Consider the following 20,525-nt stretch of genomic DNA (forward strand, 5'->3'; position numbering starts at 1 on the left):
GTATAGTCGCTGCTACCGGTCGGTCTGATTCCCCCCTTGAGAAGAGCCAGCTAACTGGCCACGGAGCGCCCGACCGGTGCCTATCATTTGACGATCCTTAGGAAACAAGATGAAGCCGCAGGTAACACCATGAAGCAGCAGCCCGATCGAAACCTGGGCATGGAGCTGGTGCGGGTGACTGAGGCGGCGGCCCTTTCCGCATCGCGCTTTATGGGCGCGGGCGATAAGGAGGCCGGCGACGGCGCTGCCGTGGACGCTATGCGTGCTGTACTGCAAACAGTCAGCATGGATGGCGTCGTGGTCATCGGCGAGGGCGAGAAAGACGAAGCGCCCATGCTCTATAACGGGGAAAGCGTCGGTACCGGCGCCGAACCCAAACTCGACATTGCAGTAGACCCGGTCGAAGGCACCCGCCTGTTGGCCACAGGCCGCCCCAATTCCATTGCCGTTGTCGCCGCGACCGAACGCGGCGCCATGTGGGACCCGGGACCGTCCTTCTATATGAATAAGATCGTTGTCGGTGAAGACGCCCGCGACGCCATCGACATCACCCAGTCAGTCGCCCGTAACCTCTATTCCATTGCCGAAGCACTGGAGCGCAAGGTCAACGAAGTCACCGTCTTCGTGCTCGACCGGCCGCGCCACAAGACGCTGATCGAAGAAATCCGCGCGGCGGGTGCCCGGGTGCAACTGCACACCGATGGCGATGTGATGGGCGCTTTGATGGCGGCCATTCCCGGCACCGGCGTCGATGTGCTGATGGGCATTGGCGGTACGCCGGAAGGCGTGATTTCGGCAGCCGCGGTCAAAGCGCTGAACGGTGGCATGGAAGGTGTGCGCTCACCTCAATTGGAAAGCGAACGGCGGAAGTTGATGGAGTTGGATATCGATCTGGACCAGGTGGTTCGGCTCGACGATCTGATTGCCGCCGATGACGCCTTCTTCGCCGCGACCGGCATTACCGGTGGGCCGTTCCTCGATGGCGTGCATTACGATCGCGACGGTGGCATCACCACTCATTCGATTGTGATTCGTGCTGAGTCCGGTTCGCTGCGCTTTATCAAGGGCATCCACCGTCTCAAGCGTTCGGTCGAATTCGGTCGGCCGTCAAAGCAGAGTTTCCAGGACATGGTGGATATCGCTGCTAAGTGATCGGTGGCTCGGTGAGCGGAGTTCCGTTCCGCTCACCGGTTTCCTGTTAGAGGTGTTACCAGTCCGTATTGACCAGGGCGGTCAACACATGATCGCGCCATTGGCCGTTGATGAATAAATAATCCTTGGCCAGGCCTTCGCGTTCGAAACCGAGTTTTTCCAGCACGCGACTGCTGGCCACATTCCAGGGTTGGTAGTTGGCCATCAACCGATGCAGGTTGAGCGTATCGAAGGCGTAACCCACAACCGACACCAGCGCTTCGGTCATCAATCCTTGCCCTTCGTGCGTTTGCGCAGTGCGGTATCCCAAATGAGCCGCTTGAAAGGCACCCCGGACAACATTGGATAAACCCAGATCCAAGACCAACTCGCCGTTTTGGAAACCATAAAAGCGATATCCGCGACCTTGTTTCCACAACCGTTTCTGCGCCTTAAGCCGGGCGCGTGTCAGTCCGACTCTGGCTGGCAAATCGCCGCCCCCTTGGGCAAAATGATCGGCGTTGCGTTGATAGTAGCGATGCAGTTCGCGAGCGCGAATGCCATGCGGGCCGGTCACGGTGAGGCGAGGCGTTTGCAGTTTGACGGTCATAAAGCGTTCCTTGTACAGACGTTATCAACGAACAAAATTCAGTGCCCGGTCGGTGCGTTTTAATGCCGCCGAGTCTTCTTCCCCCAGTCGAATAAGCGAGTCTACCTCATGTGGAATACGCCTGACCTTTGTGATGATCATCCCGATGCCGTTCACGTGCTCGAACCTCTGTTTCAGGATTTTGGCGGCAAGCCAGCCTTCTTCGGCCAAGTGGTGACTGTGCATTGTTACGAAGACAATTCCCGGGTGAAAGAACTGGCCGGAACCGAGGGCGATGGCAAGGTGATGGTGGTCGATGGCGGTGCATCTTTGCGTCGCGCATTGATCGGCGATCAGATCGCACTCGATGCGGTCAATCACGGTTGGCAGGGCGTTGTCATCAACGGCTGCGCGCGCGATATTCATGAGCTGCGTCGTATGCCGATTGGCGTGCGGGCACTGGCCAGTATTCCGGTACGCACCGAGAAAAAAGGTCTGGGCGATGTCGATGTGCCGGTCGAATTTGCCGGTGTCACCATCGAGCCGGGTATGTGGCTGTACGCCGACGAAACCGGCATTGTGGTGAGCAAGGATAAATTGTTCTGATGGTCACTGAATGGTCTTACGAGCTGACCTCGCCCGACGCCGTCAATGCGAAACCCTGGCCAGCCAATGTGCCGTTGCGCTTTGAGGAAGTCGAAGTCAAGCAGGGCGAGTTCAACCGCTTTTTGTATCAGTGGATTGGCCAGCACTGGAACTGGTTTATGAAACTGGAATGGTCGCTGGAGCAGTGGCGCGAACACACCGAACGTCCCGAGCACCGCATCTGGCTGTTAACGGTGCGCGGCACACCCGCCGGCTATGTCGAAATGGAACGTCAGGATGGCAACCAGGTTGAGTTTATTTCGGTCGGTCTGGCCAAGCCGTTTATCGGTCAGGGATTGGGTGGACCGATGTTGTCCGAAGCGTTAAAGGTTGCGTTCGAATGGACCGATGATGCCGGGCAACGTCCGGATCGCGTCTGGTTGCATACCTGTTCAGATGATCATCCCACTGCGCGCAATAACTACGAAGCGCGCGGCTTCAAGGTGTTTAAAACCGAAGAATTTCCCGACCCTTAAATGACAACCGTCTGGTATTACGCGCTGGATCAGATGGACGATTTGCAAGCCAAAGCCTGGCCTGACAATCGCTCCTTGCGCTTTGCTGAAGCCGAACTCAAAAGCGGCGAATTGAACCGCTATTTTTACCAAAGCGTCGGTCGTGCCTGGCAATGGCAGGACGCTGATGACTGGCCACTCTCTCGCTGGCAAACACACACCGAACGCGCTGAGCTGCGTGTGTGGGTTTTATGGATTTCCGGCAGTCCGGCCGGTTATGTCGAGATGGAACGTCAGCAGGACGGCAGCGTGGAATTTATTTCCTTCGGACTGACGCCGCCGTTTTTAGGTCAGGGTTTGGGTGGGCCGTTATTGAGCGAGGCCGTCAAGGTCGCCTTTAACTGGCAGGATGATAATGGCCAGATTCCAACGCGCGTCTGGCTGACCACCTGCAGCGATGATCATCCCAACGCGCGCACGAATTACCAAGCGCGCGGCTTTCGTTTATTCAAAACCGAAACGGAATAGGGCATCGAATCATCAATTCGACCGCGCCTTACTCTGTTGAATCCACAGACCTGCGATGATCAAACCCAGGCCGCCAAAGGTGAGCCACTGTAAGGGTTCACCGAGCACGATGTGAATTAAAAACAGGCTGATAAAGGGCGATAAAAAAATCAGCGTGCCGATGCGGCTGGCGTTGCTGGTGTGGTGCATCGCCAGCTGCCAGAACACAAAAGTAATGCCCATTTCGAACACACCCACGTAGGCTAGACTCGCCGATACAGGCCATTCATTCAGCGCCGGCAGGCCATCGCGCCACAGCATCCACAGCACCAGCAGTGGAAAAGCGTACACAAAATTCTGGAACAGACCGATGATCGGCGGGCGATCATCACGGGTGTTCACCAGCCAGTAACCGGCCCACAACAGCGTTGAAGCCAACGCCAGAAACAGGCCGAAATAATCGAGCGAGCCACTGACGTTTTGCCCGGCGATCGAGATAAACACCACGCCGGAATACCCGAGTAGCATGCCCGTTAAATCCCAGCGCGTCAGTCGATGGCCGAGAAACGGCACCGACAATAAACCGAGCGTGATGGCCCAGGTGTAATTCACCGGTTGTGCAACCTGCGCGGGTAACCGATCGTAAGCCTCAAACAGCACCGCGTAATACAAAACCGGATTGATCAGCCCCAAGCGAAACGCGGCTGTGCGATCCGACCACAGCCGGTTCAGGGCCGTGCGCAATTCATCGCGTATAGCCAGTGTTGCTAACAGCGCGATAATGGAAAACAGCGCGGCACCCGCCATTAACTGGCTGACGCTGACGTGCTGCAACGCGACTTTGAAAGCGGTGGCGACGGTGGACCAGAGCAGGACGGCGATCAGGGCGTAACCCAAAGCGCGGCGTTCGGATGACATGCAACAACCTCGGCAGACAGCGATTCAAACAACAACAACGAATCGAAAACGGGGCAAGCCAGACTAAGCGGGAAGCTCGCTGGCTGCAACGGTGTCAGTGTTGGTTGTTAGAATTGCCACTCCACATACCAGCCACCGGAGAGCGCGTTGTAGTCGCTCAGATCAGGGCGCAGTTTCCAGGTGAACATCCAGCCAACGTTGGGGCCGAAACTGGAATTGGTTTTGATGTTGATATTGGTCTGAATGTAATCCTGAGTTTCATACACCCGGCCGTTGTCGAGTGTGACGTCAAACGGTTCGGTATCTACGTAGTAGAGGCTGTTTTCAACCGTCATGTCGCGGCTATCGAAGAGGCGATAACCGAGGCCGATACCGAAGACGCCATAGCGACTGTCGTCGTTACGAACGTAGTGGTTGTCGTTGGCGATGCCCGGCCGCTCTTCTCCCCAGAAGGCCGATACGCCCAGACGGTTATTAACCCACAAGCCCAGTCCCCAGCGGTTGGTGCTCAGTGCCAGATCATTCGGATCGGCCGCGTTATTACCGTCCCAGACGTAGAAGACGGTGACATCCAGATCGTCGTAGCCGTTGTCCTTTTCTTTGCGCTCGATGCGCAAATCGCCCTGAGTTCCGGGTGCCGGTGTAATGGGGCCGAATTCGCTCTGGTCGAGTCGGAAATAAAACAGGCCGTTCATGGTGACGCTAACTCGTTCACCTTTGTAGGTAAATGCCTGATCACCTTCGAAGCCGTCGAAGGCCAGGCGGTAACCGTTGAGGCGTTGCGGATCATCGGCCTGCAACAGAGTGCGCAAATCACTGGCCGCCTGAGTTTCAATGCGGCGCTTGCAGGCGGCGGCTTCATCGGCCGCGCTGCATTCGGAGCTGTATTCGCCGTCGATGGTTTCAATGCGACCGTTGAGGGGTTCGGGTTCGGCATCGTCCGACGCCACGGCAATGGCCGCCCAGCGACCTTCAACACGACAGCCGGGTTGGGCGTTCAGGGCATCGGCGGGCAGTCGTTCATCGGTGCGTTCACGCAGCTCAATACGCCGAGCCTGAGGCCGGTTTTCAGACAGAAAGGCGGCTTCGAAATCGGCCAGCGCTTTGGCCTCGGCCTGTTTAAAGGCATCGTCACAGGCCTGGGCAACGGTCGCGGCACGCGCGCTGGCACTGGCGTCAAAGGGGCCTTCTTCTGCCAACAGTCCTGGGCTGATGGCCAGGGCTGAAAGCGCAATCAACAGCGAGCGCATGCACGATCCTCGTTGGGTTTTGATGCTCTAGGTGAGCACCATAATAACAGGGCACTGACGAGAAACAGTGCTGGTGGTCATCTTTGTTAGCAGGAGGCCCTTAATGGTCTGCTTTTCCAAGCCAGAGTCGCTACTGTTAAAGTAGCCTCGCCCCCGGCCCTAGGAACCCAATATGCCCGACCTGATTGTTTCCCTGCAGCAATTACCGGCGCCGCCTGACCTGCCACAAGATTGTCAGCTGCAATCCGCCCAGGCGTGGGATCGCGAGGTAATAGTCGACTGGGTGCGGCGTGAATTTGGCACCGGCTGGGCCAGTGAAGTGGCCAATGGTTTAAGCGGACATCCCAGTCGGGTGTTGGTTGCTCGTCACGGTGCGCAACTGCTCGGCTTCGCCTGTTTTGATGTCACCTTTCCCGGTTTTTTTGGTCCGACCGGTGTCAGTGAAGCCGCGCGTGGTCTGGGGTTGGGCAAGGCCCTGCTGGTGGAATCGCTGCATCGTTTAAAGCAGCGTGGTTACGTCTACGGTTTTATCGGCGATGCCGGGCCGGTTGAATTTTATCGCAAAACGGTGGGAGCCGTCGCGGTGCCGGATGAACTGACCGGTGGCTATACCGAACCGTTGCAACCCTAATCAACGGTCCTTTTTCTGTGCAAAAAAAAGCCCTCGCGCGGAGGGCAATAACGAAGACGGCGTTGCGGACAGATCGACAACGCCTTGCAGGACCACTTAATGTCTTAGGTTGTTTTTCTTCACGCTTTATTCTTTAACCCCACCTTGGGTCAGGCCAGCAATAAACTGTTTCGACGCCAGCATAAAGGCGATGATGGTTGGGCCCATCATGATCAGAATGCCCGCAAACATCATGTGCCATTGAATCGCGAACTGCTGATTAAAACGTTGCAACCCCAACGTTAATGGGTAGTTGGATTCACTTTGCAAAAAGATCAGCGGCAGGAAGTATTCGTTCCAGGCTTGCACGAAGGTGAGCAGGGCGATGGTGGCAATGGCCGGACGCACCAACGGGAAAATAATACGACGGTAAATGGTGAACGGCAGCGCGCCATCCATCTTGGCCGCTTCTTCCAACTCGGTGGAAATGTTCTTCATAAAACTGACCAGAATAAACACGGCTACCGGCATCATGCTGGCGCTTTGCACCAGGATCACACCGAGCAGTGTATCGAGTAACCCCAGGCCACGAACGATGTCGAACAGCGGTGCCAACGCCAGCCGAATCGGAATGATCACACCCACCAGAAACAGCATAAAAATAAAGGTACTGCCGCGAAACGGCATACGCGCCAACACAAAGGCGGTGGTGCTGGCACAGAAGGTGACCAGAATCACCGAGCTGATGGAAATGATCGCCGAGTTCAAAAAGTACTGTGCGAAATTCGCGTTGACCCAGGCCTTGGCAAAGTTGCTCCAGGTGACTGGGTCGGGCAGACCGAATGGTTCACGAAATACCTGACCAACGTTGGGTTTTAAGGCGTTAAGAACCGCGGCACCAAAGGGCACCAGCACAACCACGACCCAGGCCAGCATGATCAATTGCACGACCATCTGTTCGCGCTTATTGAGTTTGAAAATCTTGTCCATGGGTCGTCCTTAACTGCTGCGCAGGTTTTTCAGCGCCAGGAAGATGGCGGCCGGTAAAATTAACAAGGCGGTCATCAAACCAATTGCCGCGGCCATGCCGAAGTTGGTGTCGGTGGTGTCGGCGTTGCCACCGAAGGCGGTGCGAAACAGGAAGGTGCCCATGATGTCGGTCGAACGCAGCGGGCCCGCTTCGGGTCCCATGATCAGCAACACATAGTCGGCGTTGTTGAACACATCGACCATGACGATCACGGTGATCAGCACGAAAGCCGGACCAAGCACCGGCAGCACCACGTTGCGGATCGATTGCCAGCGGTTAGCGCCATCGAGCATCGAGGCTTCGAGCAGGTCAGAACGCACCGCCAAAATACCCGACAAAATCAACATGATGGCAAAACCCATGCGGTGCCAGGTGTAGAACATCGCCATGGTAATAAGCGCGGTATCCTGGTCGCCTAAGAACGGAATGGCGCTGTCGACTAAACCGGTTTGTACGAGAAAGGCGTTCAGCGGACCGCGTGGGTGAACGAACAGATCGAGCAAATAAGCCACGGCTGCACCGGCCATGGGATACGGCAAAAAGAACAACACCTGGTAGGTTTTTCGGCCCCAGGTTTTAAAGCTCAGCAGTAACGCCAAAGCAGTGCCGATGATCAGAAATGAGCCGATGATGACGACAAAAAAGATAACGTTTTGCACCAGGGCGTTGAGCATCTGGTCGCGGTAATAATCCTGAGTCAGGACTTTGGCGAAGTTGTCGAAACCGACAAATTCTTTCGGGCCAATACCCGGCCATTTGACCAGACTCAGCGAGAATAAAGCCATCAGCGGGATGAAATTAAAAATGCCGTAGAGCAGCACGCCGGGTGTTAACAATAAGGTGCGCTGAATTTTTTCCAGAGCGGTATAACTGAGCCAGGAACGGGGCATGGTATCGGATCTCGATGGCGTCTGAGTGTCGGATTTTGCGTCCGCAGAATGATCAGAGTCAGAGTGTAGCGTCATGATGGTCACACGGGCTGAAGGTCGTGGAAAGGCAGTGGGCGGGTCAGACTGACCCGCCCCTGACCGGATAACCCGGTCAGCCTAGCGCACTATCAATCGTGGGTAACGATCAGAGTGCGCAGCGATCGGCGCCAATGTAACCGGCGTCGTTCAGGCCGCTTTGAATGTGCTCGGCCAGTTCACGGGCGGTGATTTCACCCGCCAGCAGTTGCTGCATGCCTTCAGACACCAGCGGGCGGTAACCCGGGTCAACGCTGATCAGCGCATCGTGGAAGAAGGGTTGAGCCGCCAGCGAGTTGCTGGAAATCATTTCCGCCGCGGCTTGCACGCGCTCGTTGTTCACATCCACCGGATGGTTGGAGGCGGGCACCGCTTCCACCATGTCGGCGAACAGCTGCGCGAACATGGGGGTGGTGTAGAACTCCATGACTTTCTTAACGGCATCGATGTCATCGGAATTGGGGTTGTACGCCAGGTGGGCATCGGTGAAACCGTAGACCTTATTGGCGTTACCCGGAATAGCCATAAAGCCCAGTTCCAGACTCGGATCAATCTGATACATCGGTGACGCCGGTGTGGCGGACCAGATGCCGTCGATCATCATCGCCGAGGTACCCAGTGCAACACCGGTGCGCATGGCGCCGTAGTCATCGGCCAGCGGGTTGGGGTTCAGGTAGCCTTCATCCTGCCAGGATTTGAAACGTTCCATGGCGTCGACATACAGATCGTCGGTGAAGCACGCTTCGCCGGTGACCACTTGCTGCGCCCAGTCGTCGCCAGTCATGCCGGCCAGAATGGTTTCGTGCAGCACCTGGTTCAGGTACCAGCCGTCACGACCATCAACGTGCATCGGCACGATGCCCTGATCTTTCAATTCGGCAAAGGCCGCTTCCAGTTCATCCAGGGTGGTCGGTGCGCCGTCGAAAACGGCCTTGTTGTAGAGGATGGATTCCATCTGCATGACGAACGGTACGCCATAGACTTCGCCATCGCTGCCGGTGGCGCCCGCTAAAGCGGCATCGCCAAAGGCACTCATATCGAGACCTAAGTCTGCAACCGGAGCAGCCACACCGGCATCGATCCAGGGCTGCATCCAGGCTGAACCGGCTTTGGCGTGGTACAGGTCTGGGCGATTGGTCTGCATATCGATCCGCAGTTTGGATTCAATGTCTTCGGTATAGACATTCAGATTGACCTGAACACCCGGGATCAGGTTCTTTTCGTTGATGTAATCAAACAGCGCTTCGTCTTGGACGCGCCAAGTATAGAGTTCCACCACGGTGTTTTCGGCGAATGCCAGCTGGCTGGTCGCCAGGGTAGCCGCGGCAGTAGCCAGTGCCAGGGATTGCTTGATGAGTTTCATACGAACCTCGTTTGTTTTTTTCATAATGGATCATGCGAAATGGGCAAGCCCAATATAGTACCAATGATAGGACCAAGCAATACCCAATGATCGGACCGATCATTTTCACCGAAGTTGGTTTCTAACTTATTGTTTTTCGGTCGTTTTTTGCTTTTTTTGTGTTCTTTTACCAGCCCAGGCTGGCGTCCCGGCCGGTCACGCCCAGGTGCGCCAGCAGGTTCATCCAGTGCGTGGCGCGCGCTTCAAAGTCGGCATATTCACCGCTTTGATTGCTGCCCCAGGCAACCTCGGCCAGACCCAATAATCGGGGGAACCACATAAATTCGGCTTCGGCAGGCGTGGTAACAACCTCGGTCCACAGACACGCCTGAACGCCCTGGATATAGCCAGCAGCGTCGTCAGACAGGCCCTGTGTTGGGTTGTAATGCCAGGCCGCGGCCAGATTAACGGTACCCGCCCAGTAGTAGCCCGGGTCTTCCGGCCGGTCGGTTACTGCCAGATCCAGGTAGCAATGTTGCGCGGGGGTCATGACCACCGGATGGCCGGCTTCGGCCGCGGCCTGACCGGCTTCCACGCCTTGCCAGGAGAGAATCCAGGTGGCCGGACTGACCGCGTTGCCGGTGCGAATTTCTTCCCAGCCCATGGCGGTTTTGCCGTGCGCCTGAACCGCCTGTTCGAGCTCGGCCATAAAGACGCCGTGCAGGTCTTCCGGCGTGCGCTGCTGCGCCTGTGCCCAGCTTTTCGCCGCTGGCGAGCCCAGCCAGGCGCCTTCGGGAACTTCGTCGGAACCGAGGTGGAATAAGGGGCCTTCGAACAGCTCGCACCATTCGTCGATCAGGGTGCGGATGACGCTTTGAGTGGCGCTTAACGCAGGGTTGATGACGTTGTCGTCGTGGTGTTGAACGCTGCGATAGACCGATTGGTCGTCGCTTTCAACCAGCTCCGGCAACGCTTTGAGCAGCGCCCGGCAATGGCCGGGTACATCCATTTCCGGCACCACGGTGATGCCCAATTCAGCAGCCCGCTGTACCGTCGTTCGGATTTCATCGGCACTGTAGCAGCCGCCATAGCGCTGCTCACCGGTGCCCATCTGTGGTGGCAAAGCCTCATCAGGTCCGCGCCAGGCGGCCGTTTCAGCGATTTGCGGATACGCCTTGCTGGGCACGCGCCAGCCGTCATCGTCGCTCAGGTGCCAATGGAAATGGTTCAGTTGGAACAGAGCGAAGAGGTCGAGCCATTGCTGGATTGGCTGCGCCGCAAAGAAGTGGCGCACCACATCCAGGTGGACGCCGCGATAGCCGAAACGAGGTGTACCCGAAAGGCTGCAAGCGGGCAGCGAACCGGCAAGCGTCCACTGCAACAGGTATTGCATCAGATAGGCCTGGCCTGCCTGAAAACCCGCGTCGTTGCGGTAATCCAGCTCGATGCCGTGGTCGGAAATCTTGAGGTGGAAATCGGTGATCAGGTCCGTTTGATGCTTCTCAACCACGCTCAGGCCGTGCTCGGATTGGGTCAGAGCGGAGCTTTGACCGAGCCGATCCAGCAGTCGTTGTAGCCAAGCGCGGTTCCAGCGCTCACCTTGAAAATTCACTTCGTTTGGGCAGTTCAGTTGAGTGGTGCTGGTTTCAACCTGTTCTGGTTGGGGCAGCAAGACCAACTGGCCTTTCGGTACTGATTGCGGCGAAAACGCCAGGCGTTCAGCTTCTCCAGGCAGCATCACGGCACGGCGCTGGTGACCGTTTTGCACATAGATGCCGCTGGGCCGGTCGGTCAGTTTGCGCAAGCTGCCGACACCGGCAAAGCTGATTCTTAGCGGCTGCTGGCCGTCCCAGGCGCTGTCCAGTTGCAGCCGGTGCCAGTCACCCTGGCGTTCAATCAATTGGCCGCCTTCGATGCGATCGGCATCCAAGGGGTGCAGCAGGCTGAAGCACAGCTCGGTGGCGGCGAACGCCTGTGTCTGAGCCGGCAAATGCAGGCTGACGTGATAGCCGTTGTCAGTGGGTCGAATGTCGGCAGTGGCATTGAGCGTCATGATGGGTGTCCTCAGTCCGGGTGCTGGCATTGCAAAAGTTAAAGGTATTATATTGGTATTGTTGTGGGTAGTGAAAGGTTGTAATCTACCGATCTTACAGCGACCTCTTTTTTAGGGTCGGCATAACAATGACACGCGAATACAGGAAGCTTCGATTCGATGACCGCGGGAACTTCGTTGCCGACGTTGTATATGGGCATTGATGGTGGTGGAACCGCTTGCCGGGTGCGTCTGACCGACGCCGATGGTCAGGTTCTGGCGCACGCCCGCAGCGGCAGTGCCAATGTGTTTCAAAGCGCCGACGTCAGTTGGCAGTCGATCGATGCAGCCACCGCCCAGGTGTTGACCCAGGCGGGCTTGCCGGCCCAGGCGCGTCAGCAATTGGTGGTGGCCGCCGGACTGGCGGGCTCTGAATTCGAATCGGCCGCCGCGCAGTTTTTGCAGCGTGACCATGGTTTTGCCCATTTCGATTTATACAACGACGGTCAGATTGCCTGCGTTGGCGCCCATGGTGGCGCCGATGGCACCTTGTTGATCGTCGGCACAGGCATTATTGGATTTAACTACAACGCCGGTGACTGGCGCCGTGTTTCGGGCTGGGGTTTTCCGCTCGACGATGCTGCCAGTGGCGCCTGGCTGGGGTTGCAGGCAGTTCGGCGCGCCCTGGCTCAGCGCGACGGACTGGCGCCATCCTCCGCCTTAACCGAGGCCGTTTGGGCGCGGTTTGAAGACTCCGGCAGTGGTCTTATTGGGTGGGCCCAAAAAGCCCGGTCGGTCGATTACGGTCAGTTGGCGCCCATGGTCGTGGCTTGCTTTGAACAGAACGACCCTCATGCCCATGCCATCGTGGCTGAACAAACCCGAGTGCTCGATGAGTTACTCGATGCCTTGCAGCAACCACCGCAACCGCTGGTGGTGCAGGGCGGTCTGGCGGCGTTTGTATCGGCGCATCTGGCGGCGCGGCATCGCGACCGTCTGCGTGAACCCAAAGGCGATGCACTCGACGGTGCGTTGCGCTTAGCCCGGTTATCGTCTCGAAAAGGGAGTGTTTCCTGATGTCATCATTACCGGTTCGTGGTGATCGTGAACTGATCGCCTTCCTGACTCCGGATCCCAATCAAGCCGGGTCGCTCTATACCCAGCTGGCGCGTTCATTAAGTCAGGCCATCCACGAAGGCCTGCTCAAAGACGGCGATTATTTATTGCCGCAACGCGAACTGGCCGAAGCGCTGGGCGTCTCCCGCGTGACGGTGCGCAAGGCGATTGAAACCCTGGTCAGCGAAGGGTTGCTGCGCCAGCGTCAGGGCGCGGGCACCGTAGTGACCTCCGGCGGTAAGCAATCGATTCATAAGAATTTGTCAGTGCTCAACAGCTTTACCGAAGACATGGCGATGCGCGGCATGCGGCCGTCATCGCGCTGGGTGAGTCGTCAGAGTCTGCAGTCGTCGCCGCGCGAGGCGATGGCATTGAACCTCTCGCCCGGTGCGCGCATCGGGCGCTTTACCCGGGTGCGTTTTGCCAGTGAAACACCCATGGCATATGAAATCGCCACGGTGCCGACCAGCATCATTGGCGATGCTGAGAAAGTCGGCGATTCCCTCTATCAGGCGCTCGATACGGTACGTGCCCGGCCGGTGCGTGCGCTGCAAACCATGACCGCGCATAACGCCGATGCCGAAGTGGCGCGCTACCTGAAAATCGCCCCGGGTGACGCGGTGCTGTACATCGAGCGCCAGGGCTTCGACAGCAACAACCGACCGGTGGAATTTACCCGCTCCTGGTATCGCGGCGACATCTACGACTTTGTGACCGAGCTGTCGGTCAGTACTGATTAACCGCCCTTGGCGGAAGGACACCTGCTTATGCACACGGCTCTGATCGCACCCAGTCTCTTTGATGGCGTTACCCGCCATGGCCCGTCAGCGTTGCTGATCGAGGGCGAGACGGTGCACGGGCGCGTGCCGGTGTCTGAGGTGCCGTCGCATTATCAGCAAGAAACGTTGAACCGTGGCGTGCTGACGCCGGGTTTGCTCGATTTACAGGTCAACGGCGGTGGCGGTGTTTTACTGAATAACCAACCTGACGCCGAGGCGTTGGCAGCCATGGCCAGTGGTCACGCCAGCGCCGGTGTGGCGCGTATTTTGGCGACGCTGATCAGCGATCGCCTGGCGGTCACCGAAGCCGGTGTGATGGCCGCCGTCGAAGCGGCGAAGGATCTGCATTCAGGCATTTTAGGCGTGCACGTCGAAGGGCCGTTTTTCAGTCAGGAACGCAATGGCGTGCACCACCCCAACTGGCTACGCCGACTCGACGACGCCGACTGGGTCTGGCTGAAACAGGCCGCCCATGTGCCGGCGATCATTACGGTGGCGCCAGAGCAGATCGACCCAATCGACATTCAGCGCATGGTCGCGCTGGGACTTCGTGTCAGCGCGGGCCACACCAACGCGCTGCACGATGAAGTGCGGCGCGCCCTCGATGCCGGTTTGTCCGGTTTCACCCACCTCTACAACGCCATGCGGCCGATGACCGGGCGTGAGCCGGGCGTGGTGGGCACAGCGCTGGCCGATCAAGACAGCTGGTGCGGCATCATTGCCGACGGCATTCATGTGCATCCGACCTCGGTGCAATTGGCGCTGCACGCCAAACCGCGTGGCAAGCTGTATTTGGTGTCCGATGCCATGGCAACGCTGGGTGCGTCCGACAAAACTTTCGAGCTGTACGGTGAGCAGATTCACGAAGACAACGGTCGGCTGGTGAACGCCGCCGGGCGCCTGGCAGGCAGTGCCATTTCCCTGGTCGATGCGGTGCGCTATTGCGTGCAAACCCTCAACGTATCGCTCGATGAAGCGGTCGCCATGGCCAGTCGTTATCCGGCTGAATATCTGGGCATTGATGATCGCTTTGGCAGCTTGCGCGAAGGCCGGGTGGCGGACATCAGCTGGTTCGATGACGACCTCACCGTTCAGGGACTTTGGCGCGCCGGCAAACGGCTGTACTGATTCAATCGCGCACGGAATTCGACGCTCTTATGCAGATAGTGATTCTCGATACACCCGAAGCGGTGGCCAACTACGGCGCCGATCAATTTGTCGCCCGCTTGCAGAAAAAACCGCAGGCGGTGCTGGGGCTGGCCACCGGTTCAACCCCCATCGCCCTGTACCGCGAACTGATTCGCCGCTATCAGGCAGGTGACGTCAGCTTCGCGCAGGCGCGTTCTTTTAACCTCGATGAATACCTCGGTTTGGATGGCGATCATCCGCAAAGTTATCGCCACTTTATGAACGCAGAGTTGTTCAGCCAGATCGACATTGACCTGGCCCATACTCAGGTGCCTGATGGCGCTGCTGACGATCCGCTCGCCGCGTGCGAGGCGTATGAAACCGCGATCAAAAACGCCGGCCTCATAGACCTGCAATTGCTGGGTATCGGCCGCAATGGGCATATTGGTTTTAATGAGCCCAGTTCCAGTTTGGCGTCACGCACGCGGGTAAAAACCCTGACACCGGATACCGTCGAAGCCAACAAGCGCTTCTTTAAGCCCGACGAATTCCAACCCAACCTCGCCATCACCATGGGCATCGGCACCATTATGGAAGCGCGCCATATTTTGTTGCTGGCAACCGGTGAGTCCAAGGCCGAGGCGATCCGCGAAGCGGTCGAAGGCCCGGTGGCGGCACGCTGCCCGGCGTCGATTCTGCAAATGCATCCGCGCGCAACGCTGGTGCTCGATCGCGCTGCGGCCCGAGGCCTCAAAGACGTCGATTTCTACGAATACATCGAGCGTGAGAACCAGCGTTTGCTGGGCGGCTGAGCAGCGCCTCGCTGTGTTAAAGTGAGGCCTCACTTCGTACCTTGGTTGATCCATGTCTGTTCTCGTTCTGATGAGCGGCGCCGAAAGCCGTCTCGATGCCATCGCCCAGGATTTCGCCGATCGGGGGTTTAATGAACCGGTCTGGACAGCGGCCGATGCGCTTGATCCGGCGGCGGTGGAGATGATCGTCGCCTGGAAACCCGAGACGCTGGATTGGTCGATCTTTAATAAGCCGTTGGTGCAAAGCTTCGGCGCCGGTGTCGACCATCTGCTCAGTGCGAGCTTGCCAACGGACTGGTCGGTGGCGCGTTTTATGAGCCAGAGCCTCAAAGACCGGATGGCGCGTTACGTCGGCGCGCAGCTCAATAACTGGCAACTCGATGTGCCACGTCTGTTGCGCGCCGAAGATGCGCGCCAGTGGGCCTGGCACAATGGCACCTATGGCGAACGCGTGCTGGTACTGGGCATGGGTGAGCTCGGCCAGACGGTGGCTCGGGCGTTATTGGCTCAGGGCTATGCCGTGGATGGCTGGAGTCGCTCCGGCCGCACCATTGACGGTGTGCAAGCGCTGACTGGGGATGAGGGTTTAAGCGAGGGACTGGCGCGTTGTGATTATCTGGTTAATCTCTTGCCACTGACCGAAGCCACTCGCGGCTTTTTAAACGCCGAGCTGTTCAAGCGCTGCCAGCGTCAGCCGGTGGTGATGAACGTCGGTCGTGGTGGCAGTCTGGTCGATGCCGACCTGTTGGCCGCCATCGATAGCGGTCGACTCAGCGGCGCCATTCTCGATGTCTTCAACACCGAACCGCTGCCGGCCGATCACGATTTCTGGTCGCATCCGCTGGTGCGAGTCACGCCGCACATCGCCTCGACCAGCGAACCGTCCGAAGTGATCGATCTCGCGATCGAAAACCTGAGACGGCACCGGGCAGGTAAAGCGCTGTTGTTTCCGGTGGATTTGTCCAGAGAGTACTGACACCTAAGGAGTGGGGCGTGTTAGTGCCGCCAGGGCCCGAACTGGGCTTCAAACGGGCACGCTGCAAGTACATCCCTGTACGCTCGACGGTCGCCCTCCATGGCGACCGACGGCCAGTTTGAAGCCCAGTTCGGGCCCTTGCTCCGTTCGTGCTGAGCGCGAATGTCTTCGTCGAGTTGCTTTCCTTGTTAATCACAGGGCCTCTCCCTAACGCCGGCACCACCCATTCACGCCGCTGTTCAAACCTCGAATCTTTCCCCCCAGGCACCAATCGCAATCTGGTCTAGGCTACCTGTGAATGCGGGTGCGTCATCGCTTGACAGGTTACTAAGCCGAACGTATGTTTCAAACGCTCGTTTGAACCCCTTTCCGACCGCCTGCTGCCGCAGTCGGTCTTGGCCGATACCGGCCCTGTTATCGATTAGAGGTGACATCATGCCCGAATACAAAGCGCCCTTGCGTGATATGCAATTCGTCCTGCACGAAGTGCTCGACAGTGAAGCTCATTACCAGTCCATCGGTGCTGAAGACGCCAGTCGCGATATGGTCGACGCCATCATGGGCGAAGCCGCCAAGTTCTGTGAAGAAGTGCTGGCGCCGCTGAATCAGGTCGGTGACAAAGAAGGCTGCACCTGGAACGACGGTGTGGTCACCACGCCGACCGGCTTTAAAGAAGCCTATCAGCAGTGGACTGAAAACGGCTGGCCGTCGCTGTCCAACCCCGTCGAATTCGGTGGTCAGGGCATGCCGGACTCCATCGGCAATATGGTCTCTGAGATGGTGTCCACCGCGAACTGGGCCTGGGGCATGTACCCCGGTCTGTCGCACGGTGCGATGAACACCCTGGAATTGCACGGCACCGACGAACAGAAAGACACCTACCTGACCAAGCTGGTCTCCGGCGAATGGACCGGCACCATGTGTCTGACCGAACCGCATTGTGGCTCCGACCTGGGCACGCTGAAGTCCAAGGCCGAACCGCAAGCCGATGGCACCTACGCCATCTCCGGCACCAAGATTTTCATCTCCGCCGGTGAGCACGACATGGTCGATAACATCGTCCACATCGTACTGGCGCGTCTGCCCGATGCACCGGAAGGCACCAAAGGCATTTCCCTGTTCATCGTACCGAAGGTTCTGCCGGACGGTACCCGCAACGCCGTTGAGTGTGGCTCCATCGAGCACAAGATGGGCATTCACGGCAACGCCACCTGCGTGATGAACTTCGACGGCGCCAAAGGCTTTTTAATTGGCCCGCCGAACCAAGGTTTGAAGTGCATGTTCACCTTTATGAACTTCGCTCGCCTGGGCACTGCGATGCAAGGCGTCGCCTCGGCTGAACTGTCGTTCCAGGGCGCGCTGGCCTATGCCAAAGATCGTCTGGCCATGCGCAGCTTGAGCGGCCCGAAAGCGCCGGAAAAAGCGGCCGATCCCATCATCGTGCATCCGGACGTGCGCCGTATGCTGCTGACTCAAAAAGCCTTCGCCGAAGGCGGTCGTGCCATGCTGATGCACGCCAGCCAGTTGGTGGATACCGTCAAGCGCACGGACGATGACGACAAGCGCAAAGAAGCCGACGACCTGCTCAGTTTCTTAACGCCCATCGCCAAAGCCTTCCTGACCGAAGTCGGCACTGAAGCGGCCAACCACGGTGTGCAGGTGTTCGGTGGTCACGGCTACATTCAGGAATGGGGCATGGAGCAAATTGTGCGCGATAACCGCATTGCTCAGCTCTATGAAGGTACCACTGGCATTCAGGCACTCGACCTGCTGGGCCGTAAAGTGCTGATGAGCCAGGGCGAGCTGCTGAAGAAATTCACTAAGATCGTGCACAAGTTCTGCAAAGCCAGCGACGCCAAAGGCGCTCTGAAACCCATCATCGGCCGTCTGGCTGAGGTGAATAAAGAGTGGGGCGACATGACTATGAAACTGGGCATGAAGGCGATGAAGAACCGCGAAGAAGTTGGCGGTGCAGCGGTCGATTACCTGATGTACTCCGGTTACATCACGCTGGGTTACTACTGGGCGCTGATGGCTGATAAAGCACAGGCGGCGATTAGCGCCGGTACCGACGACGTGGATTTCTACAACGCCAAGATCAAGACCGCGACCTTCTACTTCGAGCGCATCTTGCCACGCATCGAAAGCCACAAGCAGGCGATGCTGGCTGGGGTCGACAGCATGATGGATCTGGACGAAGAGCACTTCGCGTTCTGATTGTTTGCTAGAGGGCCGGTCCGTGCCAGCGGGCCGCCTTATCCGGGGTCGCTGTGAATACGTCCCTGTACGCTAGGCGGCGGCCGTCCATGGCCGCCGACTTCCCCGGATAAGGCAACCCGTCGTCCCGGACCTCCTGTTGTGCTCTGCGCTGTTAACCAAAATCCAAATAACAAAGGTTCATCACCATGGCGGAATACAAAGCACCCATTCAAGACATGCAGTTCGTGCTGAACGATGTCTTCAAGGCCGATCAGCTTTGGGCCAGCATGCCGCATACCTCTGAAGTCACGCCGGATCTGGTGTCGGCCATTCTTGAAGAAGGCGCCAAGCTGTGTGAGAACGAGCTGTTCCCAATCAACCGCAGCGGTGATGAGGAAGGTTGCACCTGGAACGACGGTGAAGTGACCACGCCGACCGGATTCAAAGATGCTTACACAACGTACGCCGAAAGCGGCTGGGTTGGCCTGGGTGGCGATCCGGAATTTGGGGGTCAGGGCATGCCCAAAATGCTCACCGTCATGTTCGAAGAGATGGTCTACGCCGCCAACACTTCCTTTGCGCTGTACCCTGTATTGAGTGCTGGCGCGACGCTGTGTTTGTTGCGTCATGCCAGTGATGAACTGAAACAAACTTACCTGCCGCCGATGTATGAAGGTCGCTGGAGCGGTTCGATGTGTCTGACCGAACCGCATTGCGGCACCGATCTGGGCATCATGAAATCCAAAGCCGTGCCCAACGATGACGGCAGCTACAACATCACCGGCACCAAGATTTTCATCACCGGTGGTGAACACGATCTCACCGAAAACATCATCCACCTGGTGCTCGCCAAACTGCCCGATGCTCCTGCCGGTTCCAAAGGCATTTCTTTGTTTGTGGTGCCCAAGTTCCTGGTCAATGACGACGGGTCTGTGGGTGAGCGAAACGCTTTGGCCTGTGGCTCCATCGAACACAAGATGGGCATTAAAGGGTCGGCCACCTGCGTCATGAACTTCGATGGCGCTCAAGGCTGGCTGGTCGGCGACGCCAATAAAGGCCTGGCCGCCATGTTCACCATGATGAATTACGAGCGGCTGTCGATTGGCTTGCAAGGTGTCGGCCTGGGCGAAGCGTCGTATCAGTCAGCGGTGGCTTACGCTAAAGATCGCATTCAAAGTCGCGCACCCGGTGGTGCGGTCCAGCCGGAAGCGGCGGCTGATCCGATCATTGTGCATCCGGACGTGCGTCGTATGTTGTTGACCCAGCGGGCGTATAACGAAGGCGGTCGTGCCTTTGCCGCCTACGTGGGTATGTGGCTCGACATTGCCAAAGGTCACCCGGATGACGCCGAGCGCAAAAAGGCCGAGGGTCTGGTCGCCTTGCTGACACCGGTCGCCAAAGCCTATTTCACCGATCGCGGTTTGGACGCGACGATTCTCGGTCAGCAGGTGTTTGGCGGTCACGGCTACATTCGTGAATGGGGCATGGAGCAGTTCGTACGCGATGCGCGCATCGCTCAGATTTACGAAGGCACCAACGGCATTCAGGCGCTCGATCTGGCCGGTCGAAAAGTAGCAGCCAACGGCGGACAGTGGTTTGAATTATTCCACGCAGAAGTTAAAACAGTGATCGATGAATTGGGTGATCAGCGCTATGCGGCATTGCTCAGTGATGCGTTGGAAAAATTGAGCGATGCGACCAAAACTTTAATAGACACAGCGTCCAACGACGCCAATGCCGTGGGCGCGGCCAGCTGCGATTACCTCAATCTGTTCGGCCTGACGGCATACGCCATGATGTGGTCGAAGATGACCCTGGCCGCCACGTCCGACAGCGACTTCCACCAAGCAAAGCGCACCACGGCTGACTTTTTCATGCAGCGGTTGCTACCTGAAGTGCAGGCCTATCACACGAAAGTGATGGCCGGCAGCGCGTCTTTAATGGCCCCTTCGGTTGAGCTTTTCTAAGTAACGATTCTCATCCTCTGACATCTTCTTTTTAAAAGCCGACGTTCTTCACAAGAGCGTCGGTTTTTTTTCGT

Annotated in this window: 19 protein-coding genes; 12 read left to right on the forward strand and 7 right to left on the reverse strand. The window is 57.8% G+C overall.

The window, feature by feature from the left end; genetic code table 11:
- Nucleotides 1-129: 129 nt before the first annotated feature.
- Nucleotides 130-1,152, forward strand: a complete 1,023-nt coding sequence (gene glpX, locus BGP77_RS07590; protein ID WP_108164104.1) for a class II fructose-bisphosphatase — start codon at nucleotides 130-132, stop codon at nucleotides 1,150-1,152.
- Between the two features lie 55 nt (nucleotides 1,153-1,207).
- On the opposite strand, the gene BGP77_RS07595 is transcribed toward glpX, so the two are convergent.
- The gene (locus BGP77_RS07595) at nucleotides 1,208-1,741 is read right to left on the reverse strand and encodes a GNAT family N-acetyltransferase (RefSeq protein ID WP_108164105.1); all 534 of its coding nucleotides are present in this window, start codon (nucleotides 1,739-1,741) and stop codon (nucleotides 1,208-1,210) included.
- Between the two features lie 108 nt (nucleotides 1,742-1,849).
- Here BGP77_RS07595 and rraA point away from each other — a divergent pair, with 108 nt between their 5' ends.
- From rraA to BGP77_RS07610, 3 genes are read left to right on the forward strand one after another with little or no spacing between them, the layout of a single operon-like run.
- Nucleotides 1,850-2,326, forward strand: a complete 477-nt coding sequence (gene rraA, locus BGP77_RS07600) for a ribonuclease E activity regulator RraA (protein WP_108164106.1) — start codon at nucleotides 1,850-1,852, stop codon at nucleotides 2,324-2,326.
- Nucleotides 2,326-2,841 carry a GNAT family N-acetyltransferase gene (locus tag BGP77_RS07605; RefSeq protein ID WP_108164107.1) on the forward strand — a complete coding sequence of 172 codons (516 nt, stop codon included), beginning with the start codon at nucleotides 2,326-2,328 and terminating at the stop codon, nucleotides 2,839-2,841. Before rraA ends, BGP77_RS07605 begins: the two co-directional genes overlap by 1 nt.
- Entirely contained in the window at nucleotides 2,842-3,348 is a 507-nt protein-coding gene (locus BGP77_RS07610) for a GNAT family N-acetyltransferase (protein ID WP_108164108.1), read from the forward strand.
- A gap of 12 nt (nucleotides 3,349-3,360) precedes the next feature.
- Here BGP77_RS07610 and BGP77_RS07615 read toward each other — a convergent pair whose 3' ends face one another.
- Complete coding sequence (locus BGP77_RS07615; protein WP_108164109.1) at nucleotides 3,361-4,245, reverse strand: DMT family transporter; 885 nt, start codon at nucleotides 4,243-4,245, stop codon at nucleotides 3,361-3,363.
- Nucleotides 4,246-4,352: 107 nt separating this feature from the next.
- Nucleotides 4,353-5,495, reverse strand: coding sequence for a hypothetical protein (locus BGP77_RS07620; RefSeq protein ID WP_108164110.1), 1,143 nt, complete (start codon nucleotides 5,493-5,495; stop codon nucleotides 4,353-4,355).
- Between the two features lie 172 nt (nucleotides 5,496-5,667).
- Between BGP77_RS07620 and BGP77_RS07625 the strand changes: the two genes are divergently transcribed.
- Nucleotides 5,668-6,126, forward strand: a complete 459-nt coding sequence (locus BGP77_RS07625; protein WP_108164111.1) for a GNAT family N-acetyltransferase — start codon at nucleotides 5,668-5,670, stop codon at nucleotides 6,124-6,126.
- Nucleotides 6,127-6,252: 126 nt separating this feature from the next.
- Here BGP77_RS07625 and BGP77_RS07630 read toward each other — a convergent pair whose 3' ends face one another.
- The 4 genes from BGP77_RS07630 to BGP77_RS07645 form a co-directional block, all read right to left on the reverse strand.
- Nucleotides 6,253-7,095, reverse strand: coding sequence for a carbohydrate ABC transporter permease (locus BGP77_RS07630; RefSeq protein ID WP_108164112.1), 843 nt, complete (start codon nucleotides 7,093-7,095; stop codon nucleotides 6,253-6,255).
- Nucleotides 7,096-7,104: 9 nt separating this feature from the next.
- Nucleotides 7,105-8,025, reverse strand: a complete 921-nt coding sequence (locus tag BGP77_RS07635; protein WP_233252321.1) for a carbohydrate ABC transporter permease — start codon at nucleotides 8,023-8,025, stop codon at nucleotides 7,105-7,107.
- 184 nt (nucleotides 8,026-8,209) lie between these two features.
- Nucleotides 8,210-9,463, reverse strand: a complete 1,254-nt coding sequence (locus tag BGP77_RS07640; protein WP_158269307.1) for an ABC transporter substrate-binding protein — start codon at nucleotides 9,461-9,463, stop codon at nucleotides 8,210-8,212.
- Between the two features lie 166 nt (nucleotides 9,464-9,629).
- The gene (locus BGP77_RS07645; RefSeq protein WP_158269308.1) at nucleotides 9,630-11,495 is read right to left on the reverse strand and encodes a beta-N-acetylhexosaminidase; all 1,866 of its coding nucleotides are present in this window, start codon (nucleotides 11,493-11,495) and stop codon (nucleotides 9,630-9,632) included.
- A 159-nt stretch (nucleotides 11,496-11,654) separates the two neighbouring features.
- Between BGP77_RS07645 and BGP77_RS07650 the strand changes: the two genes are divergently transcribed.
- The 7 genes from BGP77_RS07650 (at nucleotide 11,655) to BGP77_RS07685 (ending at nucleotide 20,451) form a co-directional block, all read left to right on the forward strand.
- Nucleotides 11,655-12,551, forward strand: coding sequence for a BadF/BadG/BcrA/BcrD ATPase family protein (locus BGP77_RS07650; protein ID WP_108164115.1), 897 nt, complete (start codon nucleotides 11,655-11,657; stop codon nucleotides 12,549-12,551).
- On the forward strand, nucleotides 12,551-13,330 hold the full coding sequence (locus BGP77_RS07655; RefSeq protein WP_108164116.1) for a GntR family transcriptional regulator: 780 nt from the start codon (nucleotides 12,551-12,553) through the stop codon (nucleotides 13,328-13,330). Before BGP77_RS07650 ends, BGP77_RS07655 begins: the two co-directional genes overlap by 1 nt.
- A 27-nt stretch (nucleotides 13,331-13,357) precedes the next feature.
- Nucleotides 13,358-14,497: an N-acetylglucosamine-6-phosphate deacetylase gene (gene nagA, locus BGP77_RS07660; RefSeq protein WP_108164117.1), complete on the forward strand. Its 1,140-nt coding sequence runs from the start codon at nucleotides 13,358-13,360 to the stop codon at nucleotides 14,495-14,497.
- 29 nt (nucleotides 14,498-14,526) lie between these two features.
- Nucleotides 14,527-15,309, forward strand: a complete 783-nt coding sequence (nagB, locus tag BGP77_RS07665) for a glucosamine-6-phosphate deaminase (protein ID WP_108164118.1) — start codon at nucleotides 14,527-14,529, stop codon at nucleotides 15,307-15,309.
- A 52-nt stretch (nucleotides 15,310-15,361) separates the two neighbouring features.
- Complete coding sequence (locus tag BGP77_RS07670; RefSeq protein WP_108164119.1) at nucleotides 15,362-16,285, forward strand: glyoxylate/hydroxypyruvate reductase A; 924 nt, start codon at nucleotides 15,362-15,364, stop codon at nucleotides 16,283-16,285.
- 435 nt (nucleotides 16,286-16,720) lie between these two features.
- Complete coding sequence (locus BGP77_RS07680; RefSeq protein WP_108164121.1) at nucleotides 16,721-18,502, forward strand: acyl-CoA dehydrogenase C-terminal domain-containing protein; 1,782 nt, start codon at nucleotides 16,721-16,723, stop codon at nucleotides 18,500-18,502.
- 188 nt (nucleotides 18,503-18,690) lie between these two features.
- On the forward strand, nucleotides 18,691-20,451 hold the full coding sequence (locus BGP77_RS07685; protein ID WP_108164122.1) for an acyl-CoA dehydrogenase C-terminal domain-containing protein: 1,761 nt from the start codon (nucleotides 18,691-18,693) through the stop codon (nucleotides 20,449-20,451).
- The last annotated feature ends 74 nt before the right edge of the window (nucleotides 20,452-20,525 follow it).

The sequence above is a fragment of the Saccharospirillum sp. MSK14-1 genome, assembly GCF_003054965.1.
Classification (GTDB): domain Bacteria; phylum Pseudomonadota; class Gammaproteobacteria; order Pseudomonadales; family Natronospirillaceae; genus Saccharospirillum.